Source organism: Geoalkalibacter subterraneus, from assembly GCF_000827125.1.
GTDB lineage: Bacteria > Desulfobacterota > Desulfuromonadia > Desulfuromonadales > Geoalkalibacteraceae > Geoalkalibacter_A > Geoalkalibacter_A subterraneus.
On sequence record NZ_CP010311.1, the window covers coordinates 2,449,489 to 2,472,148 of the forward strand.

The following is a 22,660-nucleotide window of genomic DNA, read 5'->3' on the forward strand; positions in this document are numbered from 1 at the left end:
CCAGCGCTAAATCCCTACACGTTACCGGAAAGTAACACATGTTCCGCACAGACGCTACCCGGAGGTAACACACCCATACACTCAATCCTCACAACATACTGTTTTAAAACACTTTTTAAGGTGGCACACCCGTTGCTACCATTATTTAGTGAAGCATGATTGAAGCCGAAAAATGTGCTGGTAAACTGAACGTAATATTTTCGGCAGGCAAATAAGGTTGATTGTGAACCGTTAACCTTCTCTACTCAAAGGCGGCTTATGCGAAACGACAACTTCATGAAGTACGTGGCCATCTGCAGCGTGGTGGCGGTAATCGGGTTGTTCGTCTATGTGGTGTATGAATCGAAGGCGCTTTCCTACCTCTCAAGCGACCCCAAGGTTTGTATCAACTGCCACACCATGAACACCCATTACGCGACCTGGCAGCACAGTTCCCATCGTGAGAGGGCAACCTGTGTGGACTGCCATCTTCCGCGCGATTCATTCGTAAGCAAAATGATCGCCAAATCCAAGGATGGATTCAACCACTCCCTCGCCATGACGCTGGGCAATTACGGCTACAACCTGCGCGTCACCCAGGACGCCGCCCAGCGTATCCAGACCAACTGCATTTCCTGTCATGAGGAGATCGTTTCCCAGATGCAGGAAAATGCGGAAAACTATCAAATCGTTCAGGACAACGTCCCCATGGGGCGCCAGTGCTGGGATTGCCATCGCGGCCTGCCTCACGGCCTGACCAGAAATCTGACCACCACGCAAAACAATCTTGGCGTCAAAGAACTCTAAAAAATCGAACCAGGAGAATCATCGATGAAAAAATCATGGATCATCACAATCGTCTCGTTGGTCATCATGGTCCCTCTGCTGCTGCTGTTGGTTTCCATCAAGGAGAACAAGGCTGAACAGCAGGCTATCAATGCAGTTCCCGACATTAAAAAACTCGACCCGCGCAGTTCAGAGTGGGGCAAATACTTCCCCCGCCAGTATGATTCATACATCCAGACCCGCAAAAGCGACGAGATCAAAGATATCCTCAAAGATGATCCCAACCTGGTCGTGCTCTGGGCCGGCTATGGTTTCTCCAAGGACTACAACGCGCCGCGCGGTCACTTCTACGCCCTGGAAGACAATATCAATACACTGCGCACCGGCGCCCCGGTGGATGAAAAGACCGGACCCATGCCGACCGCCTGCTGGACCTGCAAATCCCCCGATGTCCCGCGCCTGATTGACGAAATCGGCGAGCACGACTACTTTACCGGCGCCTGGGCCCGATTTGGCGGCGAAATCGTCAACTCTATTGGCTGCGCCGATTGTCACAACAACGAAACCATGCAGCTCAACGTGACGCGTGACTATCTCAAGCGTGCCCTTGACGCTGAAGGCAGCCTGAAGTTCAGCGACGCAACCCACCAGGACTTGCGCAGCCTCGTCTGCGCCCAGTGCCACGTCGAGTATTATTTCAAACCGACGAAATGGACCGATGAGAACGGCCAGGAACAAACCGCAAAGGTTGTCACCCTGCCCTGGAACAACGGCTTTGCCGCCGAGGACATGGAAGAATACTACGATGAAAGGGATTTTTCCGACTGGACTCATAAGCTGAGCAAAACCCCGATGCTCAAGGCCCAGCATCCCGGCTATGAAACCTTTATTACAGGCGCTCATGGGCAGAACGGGCTGGCCTGTGCCGACTGCCACATGCCTTATGTTCGCGAAGGGGGCGTGAAGTACTCCAACCACAAGGTGGGCAGCCCCCTGGACGATATCGCCAACACCTGCCTGAACTGTCATCAGGGAACGGAAAAGGAATTCAAGGCCAAAATCGACCGCAAGCTGGAGCGTAAGAACGAACTGGCCCGCGAAGCCACGGACATTCTTGCCAAAGCTCACCTTGAAGCCGCACGGGCCTGGGAACTTGGAGCCACCGAAGAGGACATGAAAGCGGCACTGCAGGATATTCGTCATGGCCAGTGGCGCTGGGATTATGCCGTGGCCGCCCACGGTGCATTTTTCCATGCCCCTGAAGAAATCCTGCGCGTGCTGGGCGGAGCCATTAACAAAGCTCATGACGCTCGCCTGAAATTGCGCGTTATTCTTGCGGAACTGGGTGATACCAACTATGAAGCCCCTGCCTACGCCAGCAAGGAAGAAGCTCAGGAGCTTGTCGGCCTTCCCATGGATGAACTTGTTGAAGAGAAGAAGGAATTCATCAACGGCCTCAAGCAGGAATGGTTCGAGATGGGTAAGGAAAAAGGCATTTATGATCCCAAACTGCGTGAAGGCATGAAGCTTAAAACATCCTTTAACTGATCCCGAAGATCAAAAACCATAACAAAAAAAACGGCCCTGTCCTTGTTCCGGACAGGGCCGTTTTTTTGTTACATAAAAGAAGCCTGTCAGGCCGCGGCCGTCATCTCCTGCAACTGATCGAGCAGCGGGGAGACCTCCGGATGACGAGCCCATTCACACTGCTCTTCAAGCACCGAGGCCAGAATGTCCTCGGTGGTCAGTGGATTGGCCAGCACCACCCGAAACACGATGATGGTCTGGCCGCGATAACGCTCGGGCGTAAGGCTGGTTCGGGAAACAAAGGTTTTTCCGGCCTCACGCTGCCGCTTCTGAATCCGCTTGGTCATTTTATCCAGCAGTTCGTTGACTTCACGAACCGTCTCCGCGTCAGCATGTGCCAAAGCCTCCTGCACAGAGGCTGGATTATAGCGGTAAGTTAAAATATTGAGTTCCGGTGCCGTCACCAGTTCGAAGTCCGGATGTTCTTGAACCATCTCGGCAAAACGGCGTGCCCGTTCAATCCCCTGGTCGATCAACAGTTCATAACCTTTGCGTCCGATAATGGACAGCCCCGCATGAACCAGCATGGCTTTGCCGGGACGCGAACCCTCCAGGGTATGGCTGCCCAGGTCTTTTGAACCGTGCCGGATGATATAAGCGGCATGATGTTCGATGGATGAAAGGGCGGCAGGATCTTTAAACAGCACCATCCCCGCCCCCATCGGCACATAGAGTTGTTTGTGTGCATCGATGGTCACCGAATCGGCCCGCTCGATCCCCTTCAGAAGACTGCGATATTTCTCTGAGAACAGTGTCGGGCCGCCCCAGGCGGCGTCCACATGAAAATGGCAGCCGATTTCCTCGGCCAGGTCCGCCATCTCTTCAAGAGGGTCCACGTTGCCGGTCTCAGTTGTTCCGGCAATGCCGATCAGACTCAAAGGCCGGATCCCCTTGTCCTGAATGCGTCGGCACTGTTCGCGTAAGGCAGCCATATTGATCCGGTTTCGATCATCCGTTTCGACCAGAACCAGGTTCTCGCGGCCGATCCCAAGCAGATCCGCAGCCTTGCCCAGCGAATAATGCCTTCGCCTGGAGACCAACACAGCGAGCCCCTGGCATCCAAGGTGCTGCATCGCCCGAAAGAATCCTTCATTGGTGATACCGCGGAAATTTCCGGAGGGGCTGCACAGTTGATTGCGCGCGGCCCACAGAGCTGTGATATTGGCGATTGTCCCCCCCGAACAGAACGCACCCAGCGCGTAACGGCTGTCATGAATCCAGCGATGGTAAAATGCGTCCGACTCGGAATAGATCAGGCGGTGCAGCATGGCCAGCACCTGCCGTTCCATGGGGGTAAATGCCTTGGAAGTTTCAACCTTCACCAGGTTCTGGTTGAGCGCGATCATGATGCGTGACAGCGGCAGCATGAAATAAGGCAAGGCTGAAGTCATATGGCCGATAAACCCGGGCGCCGCGGTGTGGACCGACTGAGCCACCAGCTTCTCTTTGATGAACTCGGTATAGTCGGATACGAAGGTCGGCTCTTCGGGTATTTTCGGATCATCGAAAGATTTCTCGATGTCGGTGATGCTGTTTTCCAAAGCGACAATATGCTTCTGGAGAAAACCGGTCACATTGTCGGATATGGCCTGGTCGATGCGCCCCAGGGTGGAATCCGGTGCTTCAGGAACAGTGAAAATCCGATAGAGGTTCTCCAGATTAGCGCGTGCTGACTCTTTTGATCTGGGCATGGGACTCGGCTCTGCTCTTCTGTACGGGGTTGACTGCAACGTCAGGCTTTGAGCACCTTCAACAGATGGGGAACAAGCTGTTTTTTACGCGACAGAACGCCTTTGAGTTCATAAAGGTCGTCTTCCACGCGCGGATAGCCGATCAGGTAGGGCAGCTCTTTTCCGCCAAGGGCAAGCAAAAGACTGGTTTCCTGAACGATATCCGTGACCAGCAACCCCGCCAGGTCGAGGTTACGCTCCTTTTTAATCTGATGCAAGGCTTCAACGATGGATGATCGCATCTGATGGAATTCTTCGAAGTTGACAACCTCCACCTGCCCGATACCGAATTTCTGCCCGCTGTCGTACTCTTTGAAATCGGCAAGAACCAGCTGCCGTGGTGAAGAATAGGCGGCCAGAGCACTGCCGGCGGCAAAAATGCGACGGCCGAACTCCTCGATATCAAACCCGGAAAGATCGCTGAGCCAATCGGCCAGGTCCCGGTCGGTATCGGTGGTTGTCGGCGATTTTAAAATCACGGTATCGGACAGAAGCCCGGCCAGCATCAGCCCTGCAGTGACCCGGTCCGGAGTGATCCCAGCCTCGCGGTACAGGGCGGCGACCACCGAACAGGTGCTGCCCAGCGGTTGGTTGATAAAGCGAATCGGATGGTCAGTGTGGAAATTCCCCAGCCGATGGTGATCAACGACTTCGAGAATTTCGACTTTTTCGGCGCCATTGACCGCCTGGGAAAGTTCATTGTGATCAACCAGAATGAGCTTCACGGGAGAAGGGCGCAGCAGGTTGGTTTTGGTCGCCACCCCGCACACTCGCCCGTCACCGTCGAGAACCACGACGCCGGGCTCGTTGCTGTGCATCAGGCGCAGGCGCAGATCCTCGAGACGATCCATCTCCGCGACCGCAGGGAAATCCTCGCTGACCAGGAAATCCACCGGGGTTGACAGGCGGGTGAGCCAACTGGTGGTCGCTGTGTCAAAAGGCGTGGATATAATAGTGACATCCTTTTCGCGGCCACGTTCGATAATTTCCGCGGGAATCGGCAGGTTGCCGGTCACGATCAGGATGCGCACGCCGATCTCCACCGCCTCCTGCAATATTTTGAGGCGATCTCCTGTCACGAGAACCATCTGCCGCGCGTCCAGCCCTTCCATCCGGGTGCGGAAAGTAGAGGAGTCCATGGCAGCGACATACATGTTCAGATCTTCGACCTGATCCTCATCCACCAGGTTGTGCGAAGTCGCCTTGAGGCATTTCATAATAGAGGAGGCGCTGGCCTGCACCCGGCGGATCTCCTTTTCCTGGCGCGGCACCAGGAAGCGCTCAGACACCCGCTTGAGGAAAAGAATCCCTTTGGGCCGATTTTCCTGATCGACCACCGGCAGCATGCGCACATTGTGCAGGTGAAACAACTCCAGCGCCCGCGACAAAGGCGTATTGTGCTTGACGGTCACCACATGCTCACCGAGTACATCGCGCACCCGCGGGTCGACATCGGCCAGCAGCGGCGGCGTCGGCAGGGCCAACTCTTCGAGCACGAACTCTGTCTGACGATTGATATTGCCCGCGCGGGCAGCCTCGATCCCCTCAAGCCCCTGATGAGAACGCAGACGGGCATAGGCCATGGCGCTGCAGATAGAATCGGTATCGGGGTTCTTATGCCCGATCACGTATATTCTGGATTGCGGCATCGTTTTAATCTCCAATCAATTGCGCAGGGTACCGCGCACATCCCCCAGTCCCAGAACCTTCTCCACCACGCCTGAGGCGGGTCGAGCCTGTTCGTCAATCCACAGATAAATACGGCCATCACCGGTTTTGAATATCTCTTTGTCGACATGCACCCGGCAGACCAATCCCTCCGCGGGAAAACGCGGGTCTCCAACACGTTCCTCCGCAGTCAGAACATCAACCGTCATAGAGGCCGGCCCTTTGCGGCTGAACGTCGGGATATCGAAATGGGCCCCGGGCTCGACTGCGCCGAAATAGCCCATGCGAAAAGTAAAGAAAGCGGTCAGGACATCGTTGACGAAATCCCTGTTCTGCAGTTCATAGGTGTCGCGCTTGAATTTTTTCCCGGTGCGTACCTGCTCCCGATAAACCTTGTCGTTCTCATAATCGAAAATATAACGCCGAACCCGGTCCTCACGACTGCTGCCGCGTCCTTTACTGGTCGTCGACTCAAATTCAAGCGATCGCAATCCACCATTTGAAGTGAGTTCCATCAGGCTGACGTGCCGCTCGCGTCTATCACGAGTGAAAAAAGCCGCGACGCCAAGCGTTTTTGCCTCCAGAACAGCCCGGTACTGCCCATCCTGATCAGCCTCTTCAAACCGCAGAGAACCTTCAGCCAGTCGATCGAACCACAGGAAGGCGATATCATAGGAAAAAGTTTCACCCACCATCGCACCGGGGGAATCGATCCGGGTGACGGGAGCCGCTGTCGAAAGCTCAGAAACCTGATCCGCAGCCGCAGCCTGAAACGAGCAGCCAATGACGAGCAAAAGCAGAACAGACACGCAGCGAAAAAAGCTCATCATAAGAACAATACTCCGATAAAAGCCAGGTACCCTGTAAGCAGAAGAGCGCCGCGAGGACGATTAAGCCGATAGCCGGGGACCAGCAACGGAATCAACGCCACGCTGAAAAGAATCATCACCGGCAGCTCCAGGCGCAGCAGCGAAGGATCCACGGCAATAGGGCGAATCATAGGGCAGATCCCCAGAACAAAAAGCAGATTGAAAATATTGCTGCCGATCACATTGCCGACGCTGATATCCATCTGCCCTTTCAATGCACTGACCACCGATGCCGCCAGTTCCGGCAGACTTGTTCCCAACGCGACCACGGTCAGGCCGATAATCACCTCTGAAACGCCCAGGGTCGTCGCAATATCGACTGCCGAGCGTACCATCAGTTCGGCCCCCGTTCCCAACCCCACCATGCCGACAACGGATTTGAAGCTGTCCCGGGCACGGGTCGCGGAAAACTCGTCGATCAGACTCGAAACACTTTCATTCACCGCCCCCCGAGCGGTGCGGAGACAGTAGAAAAGAAAGACCAGCAGGAAAAAGAAAAGGACGGCACCGTTGAAAAACCCGAGCCGGCCATCGAGGCTAAAAAGGAAAAACAGGACCGACGCGCCTATCATGAATGGAATTTCACGGCGCAGGGTTGTTTTGGCGACAGCCATCGGCATGATCAGGGACGCACACCCCAGAATCAGGCCGATATTTGCAATATTGGAGCCCACGATATTGCCGGCCGCGATATCAGACGACCCCTTGAGGGCGGCAAGAAGCGACACCATCATCTCGGGCATGCTGGTCGCAAAGGCGACAACCGTCATTCCCGTAACCAGTGGGCGTACGCCGAACGACATCGCCAGACGGGATGAGCCGTCTACCAGGTATTCGGCCCCATAGTACAGAATTAGAAGCCCGAGAACGAAAAGCACAATGGAAAGAAACACGGTATTTCGGTCCTTGATTTGAAGCGAGGAAAACTTTCAACACGCCCGCTCCTGCGCACAACTGTGAAGAACCTGTTGCGGTACGCTGGAAATCAGCCGGGGAAAACAGGAGCCAAGATTATGCGATCATAGGGAAATCTGCAAGAAGGCAAGCGTAAAAGGTCGTTTTTTTGGGTTAATTTTTGTGTGTAGCTTTGAGTGAGGCATGACAGGGCAATGCAACTTGACATAGCAGATTTACAATAATAAGATACCCGCATTCAATGACCTCTAACCACTCAAATCTCCTACAAACCTTCCGGGGGGCGCGAATCGGACTATGGAATTCGATAAAATGCAGACATTCGAGCGGGAAGCTGAAATCCTCAAGGTTCTCGGCCACCCCGTTCGGCTCAAAATCGTAGCCGGACTGATGTCCAACTCCTGCAACGTCAAAAAAATATGGGAATGCCTCGGGTTGCCCCAGGCCACCGTTTCCCAGCATCTCGCACTGCTCAAGAACAAGCAGATCATTCAAGGGCGCCGTGACGGGGTAGAGGTCTTTTATCAGGTGGTCTGCCCGGAAGCCCGGCGAATCGTGGGCGCCCTTTTCGAGCAAATCTCCTGCCAGTGATTTTTCTGTAATAACTCTCTCTGCCCGCATTTCAGCGTGCGGAGTAGAAACGCCCCTGAGCCCCCGCACCTGGACGCCCGTACTACAAGCGGGTCGCCAACCCGAAAATGACTTTATAAGTCGCGGGAACCCCCTGCGCGGTTCCGAATTTTTCCCGGTATACTTCATTCATTCGCAGCATCACCTGACGTGATGCCAGCCCGCGCGGACGCTTGACATGGGCGTTCTGCGCGCCTATTTTTTTCAGGCTTCGCAAAAGCGCGCCGGGCTCGGCATGCCACTCGATTTCCGTTTCACACCACAAATCCTCGATTTGCAAACCGGCCGCCAACAGGGCCTCCCGACTGTCCGCCACGGAAGGAAAGCGCTGAAAGTAGGATTTTTCCTCGCACCCCGCCTCGCGCAGAGCGGCGAGATGGGACTGGTGCAATTCAGACAGCGTCCCTTCACCATAAAAAGCAAAAGCGAACAGGCCGCCGGGGCGCAGAATCCGCGCAGACTCGCGAAAGGCCGCTTCGAGATCGTTCATCCACTGGTAAACTGAAGCCGAGGCCACCAGGCCGAAAACTCCGTCGCGAAAAGGAAGGCTCTGGGCATCGGCATCCGCTGCCAGCGCCCCGGGTATTCGAGACACGGCATAGCGGGTCATGCCGGGGGCGATATCGCAGAGCACCAATGGCTGATCCGGGCTGGTCCGGCGCAGACAGCAGGCAAGCTCACCCGTTCCGGTGCCCACATCTAATGCAGCCCCTGGCGGGAGTCTTCCTTCGATTGAAGATGCCAGGCGCGCCGCCACCCGTTTCTGCACGCGGGCAAAGCGGTCGTAATCACAGGCCTGGCTGGAAAAGCGCGCCCGAACCAATCGCGAAGAGAGTACCGCGCTCATTGCAGAAACTCCCTCAAGACCGCAAGCACAGTGTGCGGACGGCTTAAAAACGGGGCATGTCCCACCGATTCCACTTCCCACAGCCGTCCGTGCGGCAGATGCTCTGCAAGATAACGTCCTGCAGCCAGCGGCGTCACGAGATCCTCGCTTCCATGAATCACCAGGGTGGGCAGATCGATATTCCTGACCAGGAGGCGAAGGTCCTCCGTTTTAAGAGTCTCCAGGGCCTCCAGCGCAGCCTCCGGGTGGGGAGTACACTCCTGCGGCTGGGCAAAGGCGGCAATCTCCTCCAGACAACCGGAATCGAGTTCCCCGGCAATAAATTGTTCCTCGAAAAAAGTCTGCAGCGTTTGTTCGTACTGCCGGCTGAGTTTACGGGCCATGCCGCGCACCTGGATTTCGGAGAGGCCCCCCTCCCAATCGGAGCCGCTGATAAAACGGGGGGTGGTCGATATCAGCACAAGTCGAGTCCAGAAGGATGGGATCTCATGTGCCAGGCGAAGAGCCACCTGCCCGCCGAGCGACCAGCCCAGAAGCGCGGCCGACTTTATCGATAAAAGATCCAGGGCTTCCCTTATATCCGCAGAGAAATCAGCCAACTCATACCCCTCCCCCGGAGAGGAGCAGCCATGGCCGCGCAGGTCAAATGCCAGAACACGGAAATCCCGCGCAAGGCCTGCCGCCAATTCATCGAAGACGGCTGAACTCAGTGACCAGCCGTGCAGCAGAACCACTGGCAGCCCCTGCCCGGCCTCACGATAGGCCATTGTGCGTCCGTCCGAAAGCATCAGCGTCTTCATCGAGATTCCCCGAGCAATTCCATGAGGGTCGCCGCCGCGTGCGAAATATCCTGTGGGTCATGATCGCTCATCAGGGTGGCCCGCAGGCGGCACTTGCCTTCCGGGACAGTCGGCGGTCGAATGCCTTGAAGAAAAATGCCGGCTTCGAGCAGGCGAGAGGTCGCTTCCATGGTCGGGCCGGGCTCTCCGGTCAGAACCGGCACGATCTGGGTCACACTTCCGCACAGATCAAAACCGGCTTCGCGCAGGGGCCCGGCAAATAATTCGCGAAGGCTCCACAGGTCCTGACGGCGGCGGCGCCCTTCATCGCTCTCAATCACCGCAAGAGCTTCAAGGCCGGCGGCGACAACGCCCGGAGGCAGGCTGGTGGAAAAAATAAGCGACCTTGCACGGTTGATCAGCAGATCCACCACCGCTCGCGAGGATGCCAGGTAGGCGCCGAAGCCGCCCAGGGCTTTGCCCAACGTTCCCATGTGGAGGTCGATATCCGGCAGGCAGCCGAAGTGTTCGCCGCTGCCGCGCCCGCTGTCTCCCAGAACACCGGTGCCATGGGCATCGTCGACCATCAGCAGGGCGTCGTACTGTTTTTTCAGCGCCACCAGCTCGGGCAACGGTGCCAGGTCGCCGTCCATACTGAAGACCCCGTCGGTCACGATAAACCAATGGCCTTTGCGGTCGGGTCGCTCCCGCTGCATGAGGTCTTCAAGAGCCTGAACGTCAGTGTGAGGATAAACCAGAACACGGGCGGCGCTCAGGCGGCAGCCGTCGATAATGGAGGCGTGATTGAGAGCATCGGAGAAAATAACATCGCCGGGGCCGGCCAGCCCCTGCAGAATGCCGATATTGGCAGCATACCCCGAGTTGAACAGCAGTCCAGCTTCCGTGCCTTTGAAGTCGGCCAGACGCTGCTCGAACTCATCGTGAATGCGCATGGAGCCTGAAACCAGCCTGCTGGCGCCGCTGCTGGTACCGAGATCCCGTGTCGCGCGAGCCGCCGCCTCGACCAGGTGCGGGTGATTGGCCAGCCCAAGATAGTTATTGGAGCACAGCACCAGCACATCCCGCCCGTCCATCTTCATGCGCGGCCCCTGAGCGCCATCCAGCGTACGTGGGAAACGCCGCATACCCCGCTGCTCGAGTTCTTCCAGAAGGTCTGAAAAATCGTTCATTGCTTGAACCTTTCCGGGGGGAAGATGCGACCGATGCTGTCAGCCACAAATACCGCATGCCGCAGATAACGCAATAGCGCCTCAGGCTGCCGGCGATCCTCATCGATAAAAAAAGCACGCCCGCCGCGCTCGTCTCCCCGGGTTTTGAGAGGTGCGATGCGGTTGTATCCCAACTGCGGAGCGGCAACGTAACCGGTGGTATAATCGGGGTCATCGGACCAGCACAATTCCGCCAGCACGCCGGGTGCCGCCATGACCTTGGCTGCGAGAACCAGAGCGTCCCGCAGACGATCGCCGCCGATTCCCTGATCACACAGGGCAGCGTCAAGTTCGGCCCGACCTTTCGGGGAATAATCCATGTGACGCGCCCGAACCCCTTTTGCGCGGTCGGGCTCAAAGCGTGCGCCGCTGCGATGACCGATCAGCATGGCTCCACGCATGTTGCCGCCGCCAGGGGCGGCACCGGCTACAAGGTTCTCCATGGCGCTGCGAACCGCATCTTCACTGACTCCCGCAAGCAGAAGAAGCTGAAGAGCTTTTTTTCGCGCCGACTCGACATCAGGCGCATCAAAAGTATGCACATCGGGCAAACAGCCGAAATGAACCTGGTCCGGGTCGACGAGATCGACGCTGAGACGAATCGATTCGGCAGATCCCTGGGCATGATCCAGGGCTCGGCGCACAAGGCTTGCAGCCGCCTCTTCCACCCCTTCTTTTCCGACCAGGCGCTCGGCACCGGAGATGTGGCGATTCTCGAGAGAAGCATGCATGCGGACACTGTAAAGATGCGCTTTCATGGGATCGAAAGCTAGCATGACCCCCGCTACTTGTCAACCAGATCAACAGCGATGGTTGACAACAATTTCTTTGCCTGAAAAGAAGGCTGTGATACTCTTGCCGACCATCGAATAAAGAGAATCAGACGACGATAGAACAAACCCGATTCAGGAAAGGCTGCCCGTGACAATCTGGCTACCCAATGCTGCCCTGTTTGCCCACCTGCTGGCTGCGGCCCTGCAGGTCACCACACTTTTCAGCGACCGACGCACTCTGCGTTTTTCTGCCATCCTCTGCGTCGGGTTCGGTTTCGGTGCCCAGACCCTTTTCTTTGGACAGGCCACCTGGCAAGCCGGTTACCTGCCGGTGACCAACCTGTTCTCGACCCTGTTTTTCTTCAGCTGGGCGCTGGCCGGCAGTTACCTGTATTTTGAGCTGCGCTACCGTATCGGTGCCGTCGGCCTGTTTGCCCTCAGCGTTGTTGCGCTGCTGTTGTTCGGGGCGCTGCGCCAGGAACCGACTCTTCCGCCGCTCATCCCCGCCCTCGACACACCGCTGTTCACGCTGCACGTGGCCTGCTCTTTTATCGGCTACGCCATGTTTGCGCTGGCTTTTTCGGCCGGAGTCGCATACCTGGTCCCGGCAGGTTTACGCCCGCAACGGTTCCCCGGACGCGAACCGCTGCGGCGGCTCAATGAAGAAGCGGTCTTTCTCGGTTTTATCTTCTTCAGCCTGTGCATGATCAGCGGCAGTTTCTGGGCCGCAATGGCCTGGGGCTTCTGGTTTTCCTGGAACATCAAGGGCGTGTGGTCCTTCATCGTATGGCTGTTCTACGCCGGCATGTGTCACGCCAAATTTATCCGCCGCTGGCAGGGCACGGGCTACGCCCTGCTCTCCATTGCCGGTTTCGCCATCGTGCTACATAGCACCGACGTCAGAAAATGACCCTTCCATGGATAACCCTGGATTCTCCAGATGACTTCTGCTATACTCCCAAATCTTTAATGAAGTTTTTGATCTTTTTGGTGCAGGATGTCGTTCATCGGCCCGGGAGTCAGACTATGAGTGCCAGAATTCTGTGCGTAGAAGACGATAATGAAATCCTTGATTTGGAGATGAATATCCTGCGCCGTCTGGGTTATCATCCCCTGGCAGCACGCGATGGGCTTCTGGCCCTTGAGATCATCCTGGAGCAGCAACCTGACGCCGTCATCCTCGACATTATGCTGCCGGGCTGCGATGGATTGGAGCTGGCACGAAGAATCCGGCGCACCAGGGCCGTATGCGACACTCCCATTGCCTTCGTCACAGCTAAAGGTGAAAGTTTCGATTTCCGGCGCGGGTTTCAAAATGGCGGCCAGATCTACCTGGCAAAGCCCTTTACAATTTCAGCACTCCAGGTCGCCGTTGAAAGTCTGCTGGGCAACAAGGCCCGCCCAATGCCTACCGCAAAAAACCGCCCCTCCCCTCCCCGTAAAAGCGGGTCACGCTTTGCCTCCCTGTTTTCCACCAGCTGAAATACGGACCAATTCCTGCATAAATGGAGACGGAACAGGAGCAATTTGACCTACACCAGTCGCAAAACAACGGCCTCCACAGTCGATGAAGTCCTCAAAAGTGAACATGAACGCTTCAAGCGCTACGGCGATCCTTTTTCAGTCATCCTGTTTGATCTCGATCATTTCAAGGTGATCAACGACACACACGGGCACCTGGTCGGCGACAGAGTTCTCAAAGAGATTGCCCAGTTAACACGGGGTATGATGCGGGCCACCGATGTTCCAGGGCGCTGGGGTGGAGAGGAATTTCTCATTGTTTCTCCCCACAGCGACCTGGAAGGAGCCAGGCAGCTGGCAGAGAAACTGCGCCTCGCCATCGCCGAGCATGATTTCAAAAAAGCCGGGCGCATCACCGCCAGCTTCGGCGTTGCGACGGTCGATGCGAGTACAACTTCCGATTCCCTGCTCAAGGCTGTGGATGACGCTCTCTATCATGCCAAGGAAAATGGGCGCAACCGGGTCAGCGTCACTCCGCGTGCGGGCGCTACCTCCCGGGAGAGCTGATTCAGAGATTGATCGGGCAGTTGTCGAGCAAGGAAAGGACAGGGGAGAAATCCGGAGGTGGCGGGCATTCCAGCATCAACGGTTCACCTGTACGCGGGTGCTGAAATCTCAACCGGTACGCATGCAGCAGATGACGGGGGATCGCCAGGTGGCTCCGCACCGTTTTGAAAAACAGGGCGCCGCCGTAAAGAGCGTCACCCAGAAGAGGGAAACCCTGCGCGGCGAGGTGGACGCGGATCTGGTGAGTACGTCCGGTGCGGGGTCGCGCCTCCACCAGCGCAGCACCGCTGCCGTAAGCAAGGGTGGCAAAATCGGTATGCGCGTCCTGGCCACCTGAATCCACCACCGTGCGTCCGCATACCCCGCTTTTGAGGCAACCGTCGGCAGAAAAAGAAGCCGGCGGCCGCCCCTCGACCAGGGCCAGGTAGCTCTTTTCCACACGGCGTTCGAAGAACTGCCGATAGAGAGACTGGTTGCTCTCTTCATGCAGGGCAAAAAGCAGAAGCCCGCTGGTGTCGCGATCCAGGCGATGCAGTAGAACCGGCGAAGCCCCGCTGCCATCAAGCAAGGCGCAGACCTGGCCCAGGGCACTGTCCTGGCCGGGATGGGCCGGATGAGAGGCAAGCCCTGCCGGCTTGGCCACCGCCAGCAGGTCCGCATCGCGAAAAACCCAGGAGACCTGCGGAGACGGCAGGGGTTCGCTGAGCAAAAGGGTTCCCTCTATGCGCTCCCCACCGTGCAGGATCTGCCCGGCACGCCGCGCGACCTGCCCTTCGACAAATATCCGCCCGCCGTCGAGAGCCTGTTTGATTTTCTTGCGCGAAACGCCCTCAAGGCTGGCCGCCAGAAACCGGTCCAGACGCTCTCCTGTTCCGTGTGCCACGCGCCGGAAATTGAATTCGAAGCCGGCAGGTCTGCTCACTCGATCAACTCCCCTTCCAGCCCACGGTCGCTCAAGCGCAACACACGGACCCAAACGCAGTGCCCTGCCTGCTCTTCGGGACTCTTGAAGAAAGCGGGGAGGTAATGGCGCGTCAAACCTTTGCGCCAGCCGCTGGGCTGACCGCTTTCTTCCACCACCTCCACCTCCTGGCCGATGAATTGTTCCGAATAGGCCCGGGTCTTTCTCTCACCCAAGGCCCTCAACCTGGCCGCGCGCTCTTTGGCGACGGCGCCGGAGACCTGGTCCGAGTAGGTGGCGGCAGGGGTGCCCGGGCGACGGCTGAAGGGGAAGACGTGCAGATGAGTCACCGGCAATTCTTCAATGAAACGGAAGGTTTCATCAAATTCATCCTCTGTTTCCCCAGGAAAGCCAACAATGACATCAAGCCCGATGGCGGCGGTGGGCATTCGATGATGAATCCCCTCCACCACCCGGCGGAAAAAAACCGTATCGTAGGAGCGGTTCATGCGCTCAAGGACGGTATCGCTACCGGACTGCAGGGGGATATGAAAATGCGGACAGATGACCTTTGAGCGCGCGACACGATCCACCAGCGTGGTCGTGATCTCAGTCGGTTCAACAGATCCGATGCGCAACCGGCGGACATCGGTCTGTTCTTCCAGTAAAACCACCAGATCCTGCAGGGATGTGGCAGGAGTCAGGTCGGCACCGTACCCGCCGATGTGGATGCCGGTCAGCACAATTTCAGGGTATCCCGCCTGAACCAGCTCACGCACCTGGCTCACAACCTGTGCAGGGGGCAGCGAGCGGCTGCGGCCGCGGGCGTAGGGAATGATGCAATAACTGCAGAAAGCGTTGCAGCCATTCTGAATCTGCACGAAGGCGCGGCTGCGGTCGGGGAAACGGGACAAAGGCAGGGCCACCGCGTCACGGGCCTCGCGCATGTCGCCCACTTTGATGCGGGGAGTATCGGCGATGTCCCCCAGCAGTTCAAGAAACTCCTTCTTCTCTGCGTTTCCGATCACCAACGCCACACCGGGCAGATTAATCAGCTTCTCCGGTGCAACCTGGGCGTAGCAGCCGGTCACCACCACCCGCGCCTCCGGATTCAGCCGCCGGGCGCGCCGGATCAGATTGCGGGACTGACTGTCTGTCGCCGCCGTGACGGTGCAGGTGTTGACGATCACCAGTTCTGCCCCCGCGTCGAATGACACGACCTCATAGCCGGCAGTTTCAAGCCGCTCGGCAATGGCGGCCGATTCATACTGATTGGTCTTGCACCCCAGGGTGGCAATGGACACGCGGTGTTTCATTCGATCCATCCTCCGCCGAGAACCCGGTCGCCGTCATAAAACACAGCGGCCTGCCCCGGGGTTATCCCCTGTTGGGGCTGGCTGAACACGACTTCGGCACGGTTATCCGGCAAAGTGCGAATCTGCGCCGGCACTTCCCGATGACGATAACGGATACGGCAGGCCGCCTGCAGCGGCTGCTCGGGCGGATCGATTTGCCAGTTGCATTCCCGTACTGTCAGCCGGTCACGATGCAGATGGGACTTCTCACCGACAATCACCTGTCTTTCCTCAACATCGATACCGGTCACAAAGAGAGGTTCAGACCACGCGATGCCAAGCCCCCGTCGCTGACCGATCGTGTAGCGATAGGTCCCGCGGTGACGCCCGAGAACCTTCCCGGAGACATGGACGATCTCCCCATCGAGTTTCCCCGCGCCCCGTTCCTCCTCGAGAAAGCGCACATAATCCCCGTCAGGGACGAAGCAGATATCCTGACTCTCGGCTTTTTCCGCCACGCGCAGATCGAAACGGGCCGCGTGTTCACGCACCTCTTCCTTGGTCATGCCACCCAGGGGAAACATCACGCGGGTCATCTGCTCCGGCGTCAGGGTGAACAGAAAGTAGCTCTGATCCTTGCCCTGGTCGCGCCCCTTGCGCAGCATAAAGCGACCGTCGGCATCCGGTTCGATAATGGCGTAATGACCGGTCGCCAGCGCATCGGCTTCAAGTTCACGCGCCCGGCGCAGCAGCAGATCGAATTTGAGGCGCTGATTGCACATGACACAGGGATTGGGCGTCCGCCCGGAAAAATATTCATCGCAGAAGTGGTCGATGACCTGGCGCTGGAAGGCTTCTTCAAAATTAATGACGTAGAATGGGATATCGAGCCCCTCGGCCACCCGGCGGGCGTCATGCACATCATCGAGGGAACAGCAGGTTCCGAAGGTTTCGCCGTCGGGAGCCGCGAACCGGCTGTAGTCCCATATCTGCATGGTCATGCCGATGACTTCATGCCCCTGCTCCTTGAGCAGAGCCGCGGTGACGGAGGAATCCACGCCTCCGCTCATGGCGACGACAATGCGTTTTCTGGTGGTGTTCATGGGGGAGTTGTCCGTTGTCCTAAAAAACAAGGCCGCCGGAAAATCGCAGCGGCCTCCTTAGTTGCAGAATTTATCAGCTATTTAATTCAAGAGTGATTTTCCCTGTAATTCTTGATCGCTTCGTGGAGAGCGTCGGCCGCCAGGTTGCTGCAGTGCATCTTGTTGGCCGGCAGCCCGTCGAGAGCTTCGGCGACGGCAGCATTGGTCAACTCCATGGCTTCATCCAGGGTTTTGCCAATCGCCATTTCCGTCACCATCGACGAAGTGGCGATGGCGGCGCCGCACCCGAAGGTCTTGAATTTAATGTCCTTGATGACATTGTCTTCAACCTTGAGAAAGATCTTCATGATATCGCCGCAGGACGCATTGCCGACCTCACCCACCCCATCGGCATTCTCGATTTCACCCACGTTGCGGGGGTTGCTGAAGTGGTCCATGACTTTTTCGGTGTACATATCGATTCTCCTGTAGCTTTCTTACCAGCAACTGTTCAGCATGGGGTCGTCACTCCCATGACAAGGGACACTTTTCGCCATCCCTGGCCGTTTGATTGGCGCCCTCCCTGGCGCCAAACACCCTTGACATGGGAGTGACGACCCCGCGAGGTAAATAAATAAATAGATACTCTTGCTATAGCTTTCTTATTTATTGCCGGGATAAAGAGGACTCATTTCCCGCAATCTTTGAATAATGGGCGGCAGAATTTCCAGGATATAGTCGACATCCTCTTCGGTACTGTCAGGCCCCAGGCTGAAACGGGTGCTGGAATGGGCCAGGGCGACATCCACCCCCATGGCGCCCATAACGTGCGAAGGTTCCAGCGACCCCGAAGTGCAGGCAGACCCGGAAGAGGCCGCTACGCCCTTCATATCAAAATTGAGCAGCAGCGATTCCCCCTCGATGTAGGCAAAGCTGACATTAAGGGTGTTGGGCAGCCGCTGCGTGCGGTGACCGTTGACCTTGACATCGGGAATCTGGTTGAGGATACCCTGTTCGAGCTTGTCACGCAGGTGCGCCATACGCTCGGCATTCTGCTCCAGGTTCTGCCCCGCCAGTTCACAGGCCATTCCCAGGCCGACAATCCCCGCGACATTGTGTGTGCCTGCGCGACGGTTACGCTCCTGGTGGCCGCCGTGAATCAGCGGCGTCATGCGTGTACCGCGGCGGATGTAGATCGCCCCGACCCCTTTGGGCGCGCCGATCTTGTGGCCGGAAAGCACCAGCAGGTCGGCACCGGCTTTCTGCACATCAACGGGAATCTTTCCCACCGCCTGTACCGCGTCGGTATGAAAACGTACCTTGTGCTTGCGCGCAATCCGCCCGATCTCCTCCACCGGGAACAGGGTTCCGGTTTCATTGTTTCCCCACATGGCTGAGATCAGGATGGTTTTCTCGGTGATGGCATCTTCAAGCTGCCTGAGATCAACCATGCCGTCGCTGTCGACCGTCAGAAAAGTCACATCGCAGCCGTTTTTTTCAAGATAATGGCAGGTCTCCAAAACGGCGGGATGCTCAACACCAGTGGTAATGATATGATTACCCTTGTCTCGAAGAGCGGCCACGGTCCCTTTAAGGGCCATGTTGTCGCCCTCGCTGCCGCAGGAGGTAAAAACAACCTCTGCAGGAGAGCAGTTGATCAGCTTGGCGACCTGCTCGCGCGCCTTTTCCACCGCGCCGCTCACAGCACGCCCCGCCCAGTGCACACTGGAGGGATTGCCGAACTCTTCACGATAAAAAGGCAATATGGCATCCAGCACCTCCGGCCGCACCGGAGTTGTGGCGTTGTAATCCATGTAGATTTTCTTCACAGTCTTGCTCCTCCATCTCCTATTTCGAAATATCAGGTCTGTCATCATATAACAAGGAAACCGTCATAACCATACGCGCTAAGACCGCAGGGCCCAGCCGAACATTGCAATACGGGCCCAGTGTCCCGTTTCAGCGTGCTTCACGGGATGTCATTCTTTCACGGGCCTCACGGGTCAGATCTTCCAGGGTAATCGACCCGAGAAAGGTCCGGATCTTTTCTCCGAGCCCCTGCCAGACCGTATGGGTCACACACTGGTCGTCGCAGGCGCAGCGGCCATTTTGCTCCATGCAGGAGACCGGCACAAGGGTTTCTTCGACACTGTCGATAATCTGGTCCACCTGAATCGAATGTGCCGGTCGCGCCAGGACATAGCCGCCCCCGGGTCCACGCACACTCTCAACGATCCGCCCCCGCCTCAGCTTGACGAACAGCTGCTCCAGGTAGGTCGAGGAAATATCTTCGCGGGCGGCGATATCCTTGATCGAAGTCGGCGTTCCATCACTGTGCAGGTGCAGGCTCACCATCGCTCGCACTGCGTATTGTGCTTTAGTCGAAAGTCTCATAATGGTTGCACTGCCGCTCAGGCTTCGGCTTTCTTCCGTTTATCGGCGTTCTCAGCCGCCTCCTCGCTCGCGCAGGAGGACCGCACTTCGTTCAGCTGGTCGCTCAGGTCCTTGACCTTGCGCTCAAGGGCCCGGATCTGGTCGAACAGACAGGAGATCGCCTTGGCTTCCGGGTCGGGCAGCTTGTCATGACTCAAATCAAGCTTTTCCTCGACTTTCTTGCCTTCGGAAATCACCATGCGACCCGGAACGCCAACTACGGTACTGTTGGGCGGCACCTCTTTGACGACGACCGAATTAGAGCCGATCTTGCTACCCGAACCCACGGTAAAAGGCCCCAACACCTTTGCGCCGGAACCGATAATGACATTATCCCCCAGAGTGGGATGGCGTTTTTCCTTCGCCCAGGACGTCCCACCAAGGGTCACGCCGTGATAAAGGGTGCAGTTTTCGCCGATTTCGGCGGTTTCGCCGATCACAACTCCCATGCCGTGATCGATAAAAAAACCCTTGCCGATACGGGCTCCCGGATGAATCTCGATGCCGGTCAAAAAGCGGCCGATATGCGAAATAAAGCGGCCGAAGAAATAGAGCTTTCGCGTCCACAGTGCATGAGCCAGCCGATAAAACAGCAAGGCATGAAACCCAGGGTAACAGAAGAGGACCTCGGCCACGCTGCGCACGGCAGGGTCTCGATCGTAAACCGCTTTGATATCCTGCTTGAAGGTGTCGAACATCGTCTCTGATACTCCTTTTTCCGGCTTCCGGGAAAAACCGCCTGCCGCCCCTGTTTTAAGAGGTGCAACAGCTGCGGCCCGCTCCGCTTTCTCATCAATTCAATTCTGCTCTTGTCTATAGCATACCTGAGCAAAACCGTCAATTATTTGCCCGAAAAAAGAAAATTCAAATGTTTCGAGCGTTATTCTCCCATCAATTCAATGGCTGGGGTTTCCGCAGAAAAAGCTGAGTCAGCCGCCTACCACCTTCCCCATGGCTCACATCCAGACGGCCCTGGTGGGCTTCCATGATGGCGCGATAGAGAGCCAGATGCAGATCTCCGTTCTCATCGTCTGCCGATTCTCCATGATCTTCGATAAACACGCCGATGTATTCATTCCCGTCTTCGACCTGCACATAAAGGGTGCTGCCCAGAGGAGCCCGCTCAATAGCATCCTCCAGCAGGCCACAAAGAATCTGCTGAATCCCCGCCGTCTCAAAAAGGGCATAACAGGGGGCGGTGGGCAGGTCCCACTGAAACAGCAATCCTCTGCGCAAAGCAGACGGCCAGGTTTTTTCATACACGCAACGCAACAGGATACCCAGATCGCGCGGAGCAACATCAAGGCAGTGTCGACCTGAAATCAACCGGGACAGATCGAGAATGTTGCACAGCAAACCATTCAATTCTCCGCAATGGGCAATCACCTTTTCAAGATAGTCGCGCTGATCGCAATCCAGCTGACTGAGACAGCTCTCCCGCAGCAATGAACCAAAACCATGGATCGCCGCCACAGGCGCTCGCAGGGCGTGAAGAGCACTCGCTGTGAACTCCTCGCGATGCTGGTTGAAACGACCTCGGTCTCCGGCAACGCCCTCTGTTGCAGGAGCGAGTCCCTGATCCTCAACGACCGAGTCCAGCATCCGGGCAAACAGCATCGCCATCAGCCGACAAAGAAAGAAATCTTCTCCCGAGAGATCCGGCTCCGGCTCATGGAATCGTAAGACCATGGCACCGACAACACGCCCACGGGCAAGAACGGGGACCACTAACAGCGAACGGAACCCGGCGGAGTCAAGCCGCTTAACAACCGGCGCCATCAGCGGCGAAGTTCGAACATCGGAAACCACCAGCGGCGAGCCCGTCCTGGAGACCTCGATCAATTCGGGGTAATCGGCCAGGTCGAGGGACCATTGGGCCGACGGCGGCGCGTCGCTTGAAGCAACGACATGAGCGGATTGACGCTCCTCCTCCAGCAACGCAATCGAACAACGCCCCAGATTCTTGAAACGGCTCAATTCGCTGAGAATCTCCTGCAAAGCAAAGCGAGCCTGCTTCATATTTTCAAGGCACCGATTATCGCGAGAGAAGTCCTGACAGAGAAAGCGCCGGCGCATGATTGCGGCTCTCAATCTTGCCGCGAACTCATCAGGCGAAATTGAGCGGGGCAGATAGTCATCAACACAGAGGGAAAAGGGGTCCAGATTGGAGGAGTCGGATGGCAGGGGGTCGGAGGCAATAAGAACCAGGGCGCTGCCATGCAGATGGTCCAGGGAACGCAGATGCGTCACAAGACCGGCAGGGTCGGAGCCCATCAGAGAAAAATCGAGCAGAACACAATCTGGGTCGCCTTTCCGAATTGCATCCGGCAACCCATCCAGGCATGCAGCAACCCGAACCCTGAATCCCTGTTGCCTGAGAATTTCAGAGACAGGTGGATCCCCTTCGTCTGCCCCGACGACGATAACAGATGTGCTGTCCATAGCACCCTCCCCTAATTTCATCAATCGCAACAAAATACAAACAAGATCAATCCATTTCCGTTTGAACCGGAATTAAAAATAAACAAAAATCAATAAGGGAATAACTAAAGCAAGAAACATGCACAGTCGCCGCAACCACTTTTGCCGAGCGAATAAGCAGAGTCTCCAGACTTCCGCAACCCATGAACTTCACAACAGGATCACCAGATTTTCCATCCATCTAATTTTTTGAAACTGTTCTCAAACATCAAACCATTTCGCTGACTGGTGCGTCAAATCACGCAGAAAAGCGTTCTCACTGCGTGTAATCACCATGCCAACCCTAAAAAACGGCACCCTCCCCTCTGCGCCTATAATGAAAAAAACCCTCTCCGTCGGAAAGGGTTATCTGCTTTGTCGATTTTTGGAGCCATGAATTAAATTGCATGGCATCTAACACAGGGGCTGCTCAGCGACTGCGATTCATCTCATCAATCAGTTTCTGAGCCTGCGGAAGATCTTCTTCCGCCACCAGGATTTCCGAAGGGCCGTCACCGTTGTTCGATCTGAGGAAATACTCGATGCCGTTTTGGCGCAACAAACTCTCAATTTCTGCCTGTTCAGCGGCATCACCGGGATCGTAGAATTGAACCATGCCTGAAACCTCCTTTCTTCTGATGATCTTTCTCAGAAAAAGATTAGCAGGAT

Annotated in this window: 23 protein-coding genes; 6 read left to right on the forward strand and 17 right to left on the reverse strand. The window is 56.6% G+C overall.

Annotation, left to right across the window (positions count from 1 at the left end):
* Window positions 1-258: 258 nt before the first annotated feature.
* Together nrfH and nrfA are read left to right on the forward strand one after the other, a co-directional pair.
* Entirely contained in the window at window positions 259-786 is a 528-nt protein-coding gene (nrfH, locus tag GSUB_RS11375; RefSeq protein WP_040200885.1) for a cytochrome c nitrite reductase small subunit, read from the forward strand.
* 24 nt (window positions 787-810) lie between these two features.
* On the forward strand, window positions 811-2,313 hold the full coding sequence (gene nrfA / locus GSUB_RS11380) for an ammonia-forming cytochrome c nitrite reductase (protein WP_040200886.1): 1,503 nt from the start codon (window positions 811-813) through the stop codon (window positions 2,311-2,313).
* An 86-nt stretch (window positions 2,314-2,399) separates the two neighbouring features.
* On the opposite strand, the gene panP is transcribed toward nrfA, so the two are convergent.
* The 4 genes from panP to GSUB_RS11400 are packed head-to-tail and all read right to left on the reverse strand — an operon-like array spanning window position 2,400 to window position 7,512.
* Window positions 2,400-4,043 (reverse strand): pyridoxal-dependent aspartate 1-decarboxylase PanP, encoded by a 1,644-nt coding sequence (gene panP, locus GSUB_RS11385; protein ID WP_040200887.1) that lies wholly within the window; start codon window positions 4,041-4,043, stop codon window positions 2,400-2,402.
* A gap of 41 nt (window positions 4,044-4,084) precedes the next feature.
* Window positions 4,085-5,731 carry a putative manganese-dependent inorganic diphosphatase gene (locus GSUB_RS11390; RefSeq protein ID WP_040200888.1) on the reverse strand — a complete coding sequence of 549 codons (1,647 nt, stop codon included), beginning with the start codon at window positions 5,729-5,731 and terminating at the stop codon, window positions 4,085-4,087.
* Window positions 5,732-5,746: 15 nt separating this feature from the next.
* On the reverse strand, window positions 5,747-6,580 hold the full coding sequence (locus tag GSUB_RS11395) for a DUF3108 domain-containing protein (RefSeq protein ID WP_040200889.1): 834 nt from the start codon (window positions 6,578-6,580) through the stop codon (window positions 5,747-5,749).
* Window positions 6,577-7,512, reverse strand: a complete 936-nt coding sequence (locus GSUB_RS11400) for a calcium/sodium antiporter (RefSeq protein WP_040200890.1) — start codon at window positions 7,510-7,512, stop codon at window positions 6,577-6,579. The genes GSUB_RS11395 and GSUB_RS11400 overlap by 4 nt, the downstream gene beginning before the upstream one ends.
* A gap of 319 nt (window positions 7,513-7,831) precedes the next feature.
* Between GSUB_RS11400 and GSUB_RS11405 the strand changes: the two genes are divergently transcribed.
* Window positions 7,832-8,125, forward strand: a complete 294-nt coding sequence (locus GSUB_RS11405; RefSeq protein WP_040200891.1) for an ArsR/SmtB family transcription factor — start codon at window positions 7,832-7,834, stop codon at window positions 8,123-8,125.
* Between the two features lie 82 nt (window positions 8,126-8,207).
* Here the strand turns inward: GSUB_RS11405 and GSUB_RS11410 are convergent, their stop codons facing one another.
* From GSUB_RS11410 to GSUB_RS11425, 4 genes are read right to left on the reverse strand one after another with little or no spacing between them, the layout of a single operon-like run.
* Complete coding sequence (locus GSUB_RS11410; RefSeq protein WP_040200892.1) at window positions 8,208-9,011, reverse strand: methyltransferase domain-containing protein; 804 nt, start codon at window positions 9,009-9,011, stop codon at window positions 8,208-8,210.
* Window positions 9,008-9,811, reverse strand: a complete 804-nt coding sequence (locus tag GSUB_RS11415; protein WP_052464873.1) for an alpha/beta fold hydrolase — start codon at window positions 9,809-9,811, stop codon at window positions 9,008-9,010. Before GSUB_RS11415 ends, GSUB_RS11410 begins: the two co-directional genes overlap by 4 nt.
* The gene (bioF, locus tag GSUB_RS11420; RefSeq protein ID WP_040200893.1) at window positions 9,808-10,980 is read right to left on the reverse strand and encodes an 8-amino-7-oxononanoate synthase; all 1,173 of its coding nucleotides are present in this window, start codon (window positions 10,978-10,980) and stop codon (window positions 9,808-9,810) included. Before bioF ends, GSUB_RS11415 begins: the two co-directional genes overlap by 4 nt.
* Entirely contained in the window at window positions 10,977-11,795 is an 819-nt protein-coding gene (locus tag GSUB_RS11425; protein WP_084211987.1) for a 6-carboxyhexanoate--CoA ligase, read from the reverse strand. Before GSUB_RS11425 ends, bioF begins: the two co-directional genes overlap by 4 nt.
* A gap of 145 nt (window positions 11,796-11,940) precedes the next feature.
* Here GSUB_RS11425 and ccsA point away from each other — a divergent pair, with 145 nt between their 5' ends.
* From ccsA to GSUB_RS11440, 3 genes are all read left to right on the forward strand, one after another.
* A complete protein-coding gene (ccsA, locus tag GSUB_RS11430; RefSeq protein WP_052464875.1) occupies window positions 11,941-12,702 on the forward strand; it encodes a cytochrome c biogenesis protein CcsA in 762 nt (253 codons plus the stop codon).
* A 116-nt stretch (window positions 12,703-12,818) separates the two neighbouring features.
* The gene (locus GSUB_RS11435) at window positions 12,819-13,274 is read left to right on the forward strand and encodes a response regulator transcription factor (RefSeq protein ID WP_052464876.1); all 456 of its coding nucleotides are present in this window, start codon (window positions 12,819-12,821) and stop codon (window positions 13,272-13,274) included.
* Window positions 13,275-13,319: 45 nt separating this feature from the next.
* Window positions 13,320-13,820, forward strand: a complete 501-nt coding sequence (locus GSUB_RS11440; RefSeq protein ID WP_052464877.1) for a GGDEF domain-containing protein — start codon at window positions 13,320-13,322, stop codon at window positions 13,818-13,820.
* Between the two features lies 1 nt (window position 13,821).
* Here the strand turns inward: GSUB_RS11440 and GSUB_RS11445 are convergent, their stop codons facing one another.
* From GSUB_RS11445 to GSUB_RS11485, 9 genes are all read right to left on the reverse strand, one after another.
* The gene (locus GSUB_RS11445; RefSeq protein ID WP_052464878.1) at window positions 13,822-14,742 is read right to left on the reverse strand and encodes an RluA family pseudouridine synthase; all 921 of its coding nucleotides are present in this window, start codon (window positions 14,740-14,742) and stop codon (window positions 13,822-13,824) included.
* Entirely contained in the window at window positions 14,739-16,037 is a 1,299-nt protein-coding gene (gene mtaB / locus GSUB_RS11450; RefSeq protein ID WP_040200894.1) for a tRNA (N(6)-L-threonylcarbamoyladenosine(37)-C(2))-methylthiotransferase MtaB, read from the reverse strand. Before mtaB ends, GSUB_RS11445 begins: the two co-directional genes overlap by 4 nt.
* Window positions 16,034-17,119 carry a tRNA 2-thiouridine(34) synthase MnmA gene (mnmA, locus tag GSUB_RS11455; RefSeq protein WP_040200895.1) on the reverse strand — a complete coding sequence of 362 codons (1,086 nt, stop codon included), beginning with the start codon at window positions 17,117-17,119 and terminating at the stop codon, window positions 16,034-16,036. Before mnmA ends, mtaB begins: the two co-directional genes overlap by 4 nt.
* Before the next feature lie 86 nt (window positions 17,120-17,205).
* A complete protein-coding gene (nifU, locus tag GSUB_RS11460; protein ID WP_040200896.1) occupies window positions 17,206-17,574 on the reverse strand; it encodes a Fe-S cluster assembly scaffold protein NifU in 369 nt (122 codons plus the stop codon).
* A 186-nt stretch (window positions 17,575-17,760) separates the two neighbouring features.
* A complete protein-coding gene (gene nifS / locus GSUB_RS11465) occupies window positions 17,761-18,927 on the reverse strand; it encodes a cysteine desulfurase NifS (protein WP_040200897.1) in 1,167 nt (388 codons plus the stop codon).
* 130 nt (window positions 18,928-19,057) lie between these two features.
* Window positions 19,058-19,492, reverse strand: coding sequence for an RrF2 family transcriptional regulator (locus GSUB_RS11470; protein WP_040200898.1), 435 nt, complete (start codon window positions 19,490-19,492; stop codon window positions 19,058-19,060).
* 17 nt (window positions 19,493-19,509) lie between these two features.
* On the reverse strand, window positions 19,510-20,229 hold the full coding sequence (gene cysE, locus GSUB_RS11475) for a serine O-acetyltransferase (protein WP_052464880.1): 720 nt from the start codon (window positions 20,227-20,229) through the stop codon (window positions 19,510-19,512).
* Between the two features lie 193 nt (window positions 20,230-20,422).
* Window positions 20,423-21,973 carry a GAF domain-containing sensor histidine kinase gene (locus GSUB_RS11480; RefSeq protein WP_040200899.1) on the reverse strand — a complete coding sequence of 517 codons (1,551 nt, stop codon included), beginning with the start codon at window positions 21,971-21,973 and terminating at the stop codon, window positions 20,423-20,425.
* Between the two features lie 448 nt (window positions 21,974-22,421).
* Window positions 22,422-22,607, reverse strand: a complete 186-nt coding sequence (locus tag GSUB_RS11485; protein ID WP_040200900.1) for a putative signal transducing protein — start codon at window positions 22,605-22,607, stop codon at window positions 22,422-22,424.
* Between the last annotated feature and the right edge of the window lie 53 nt (window positions 22,608-22,660).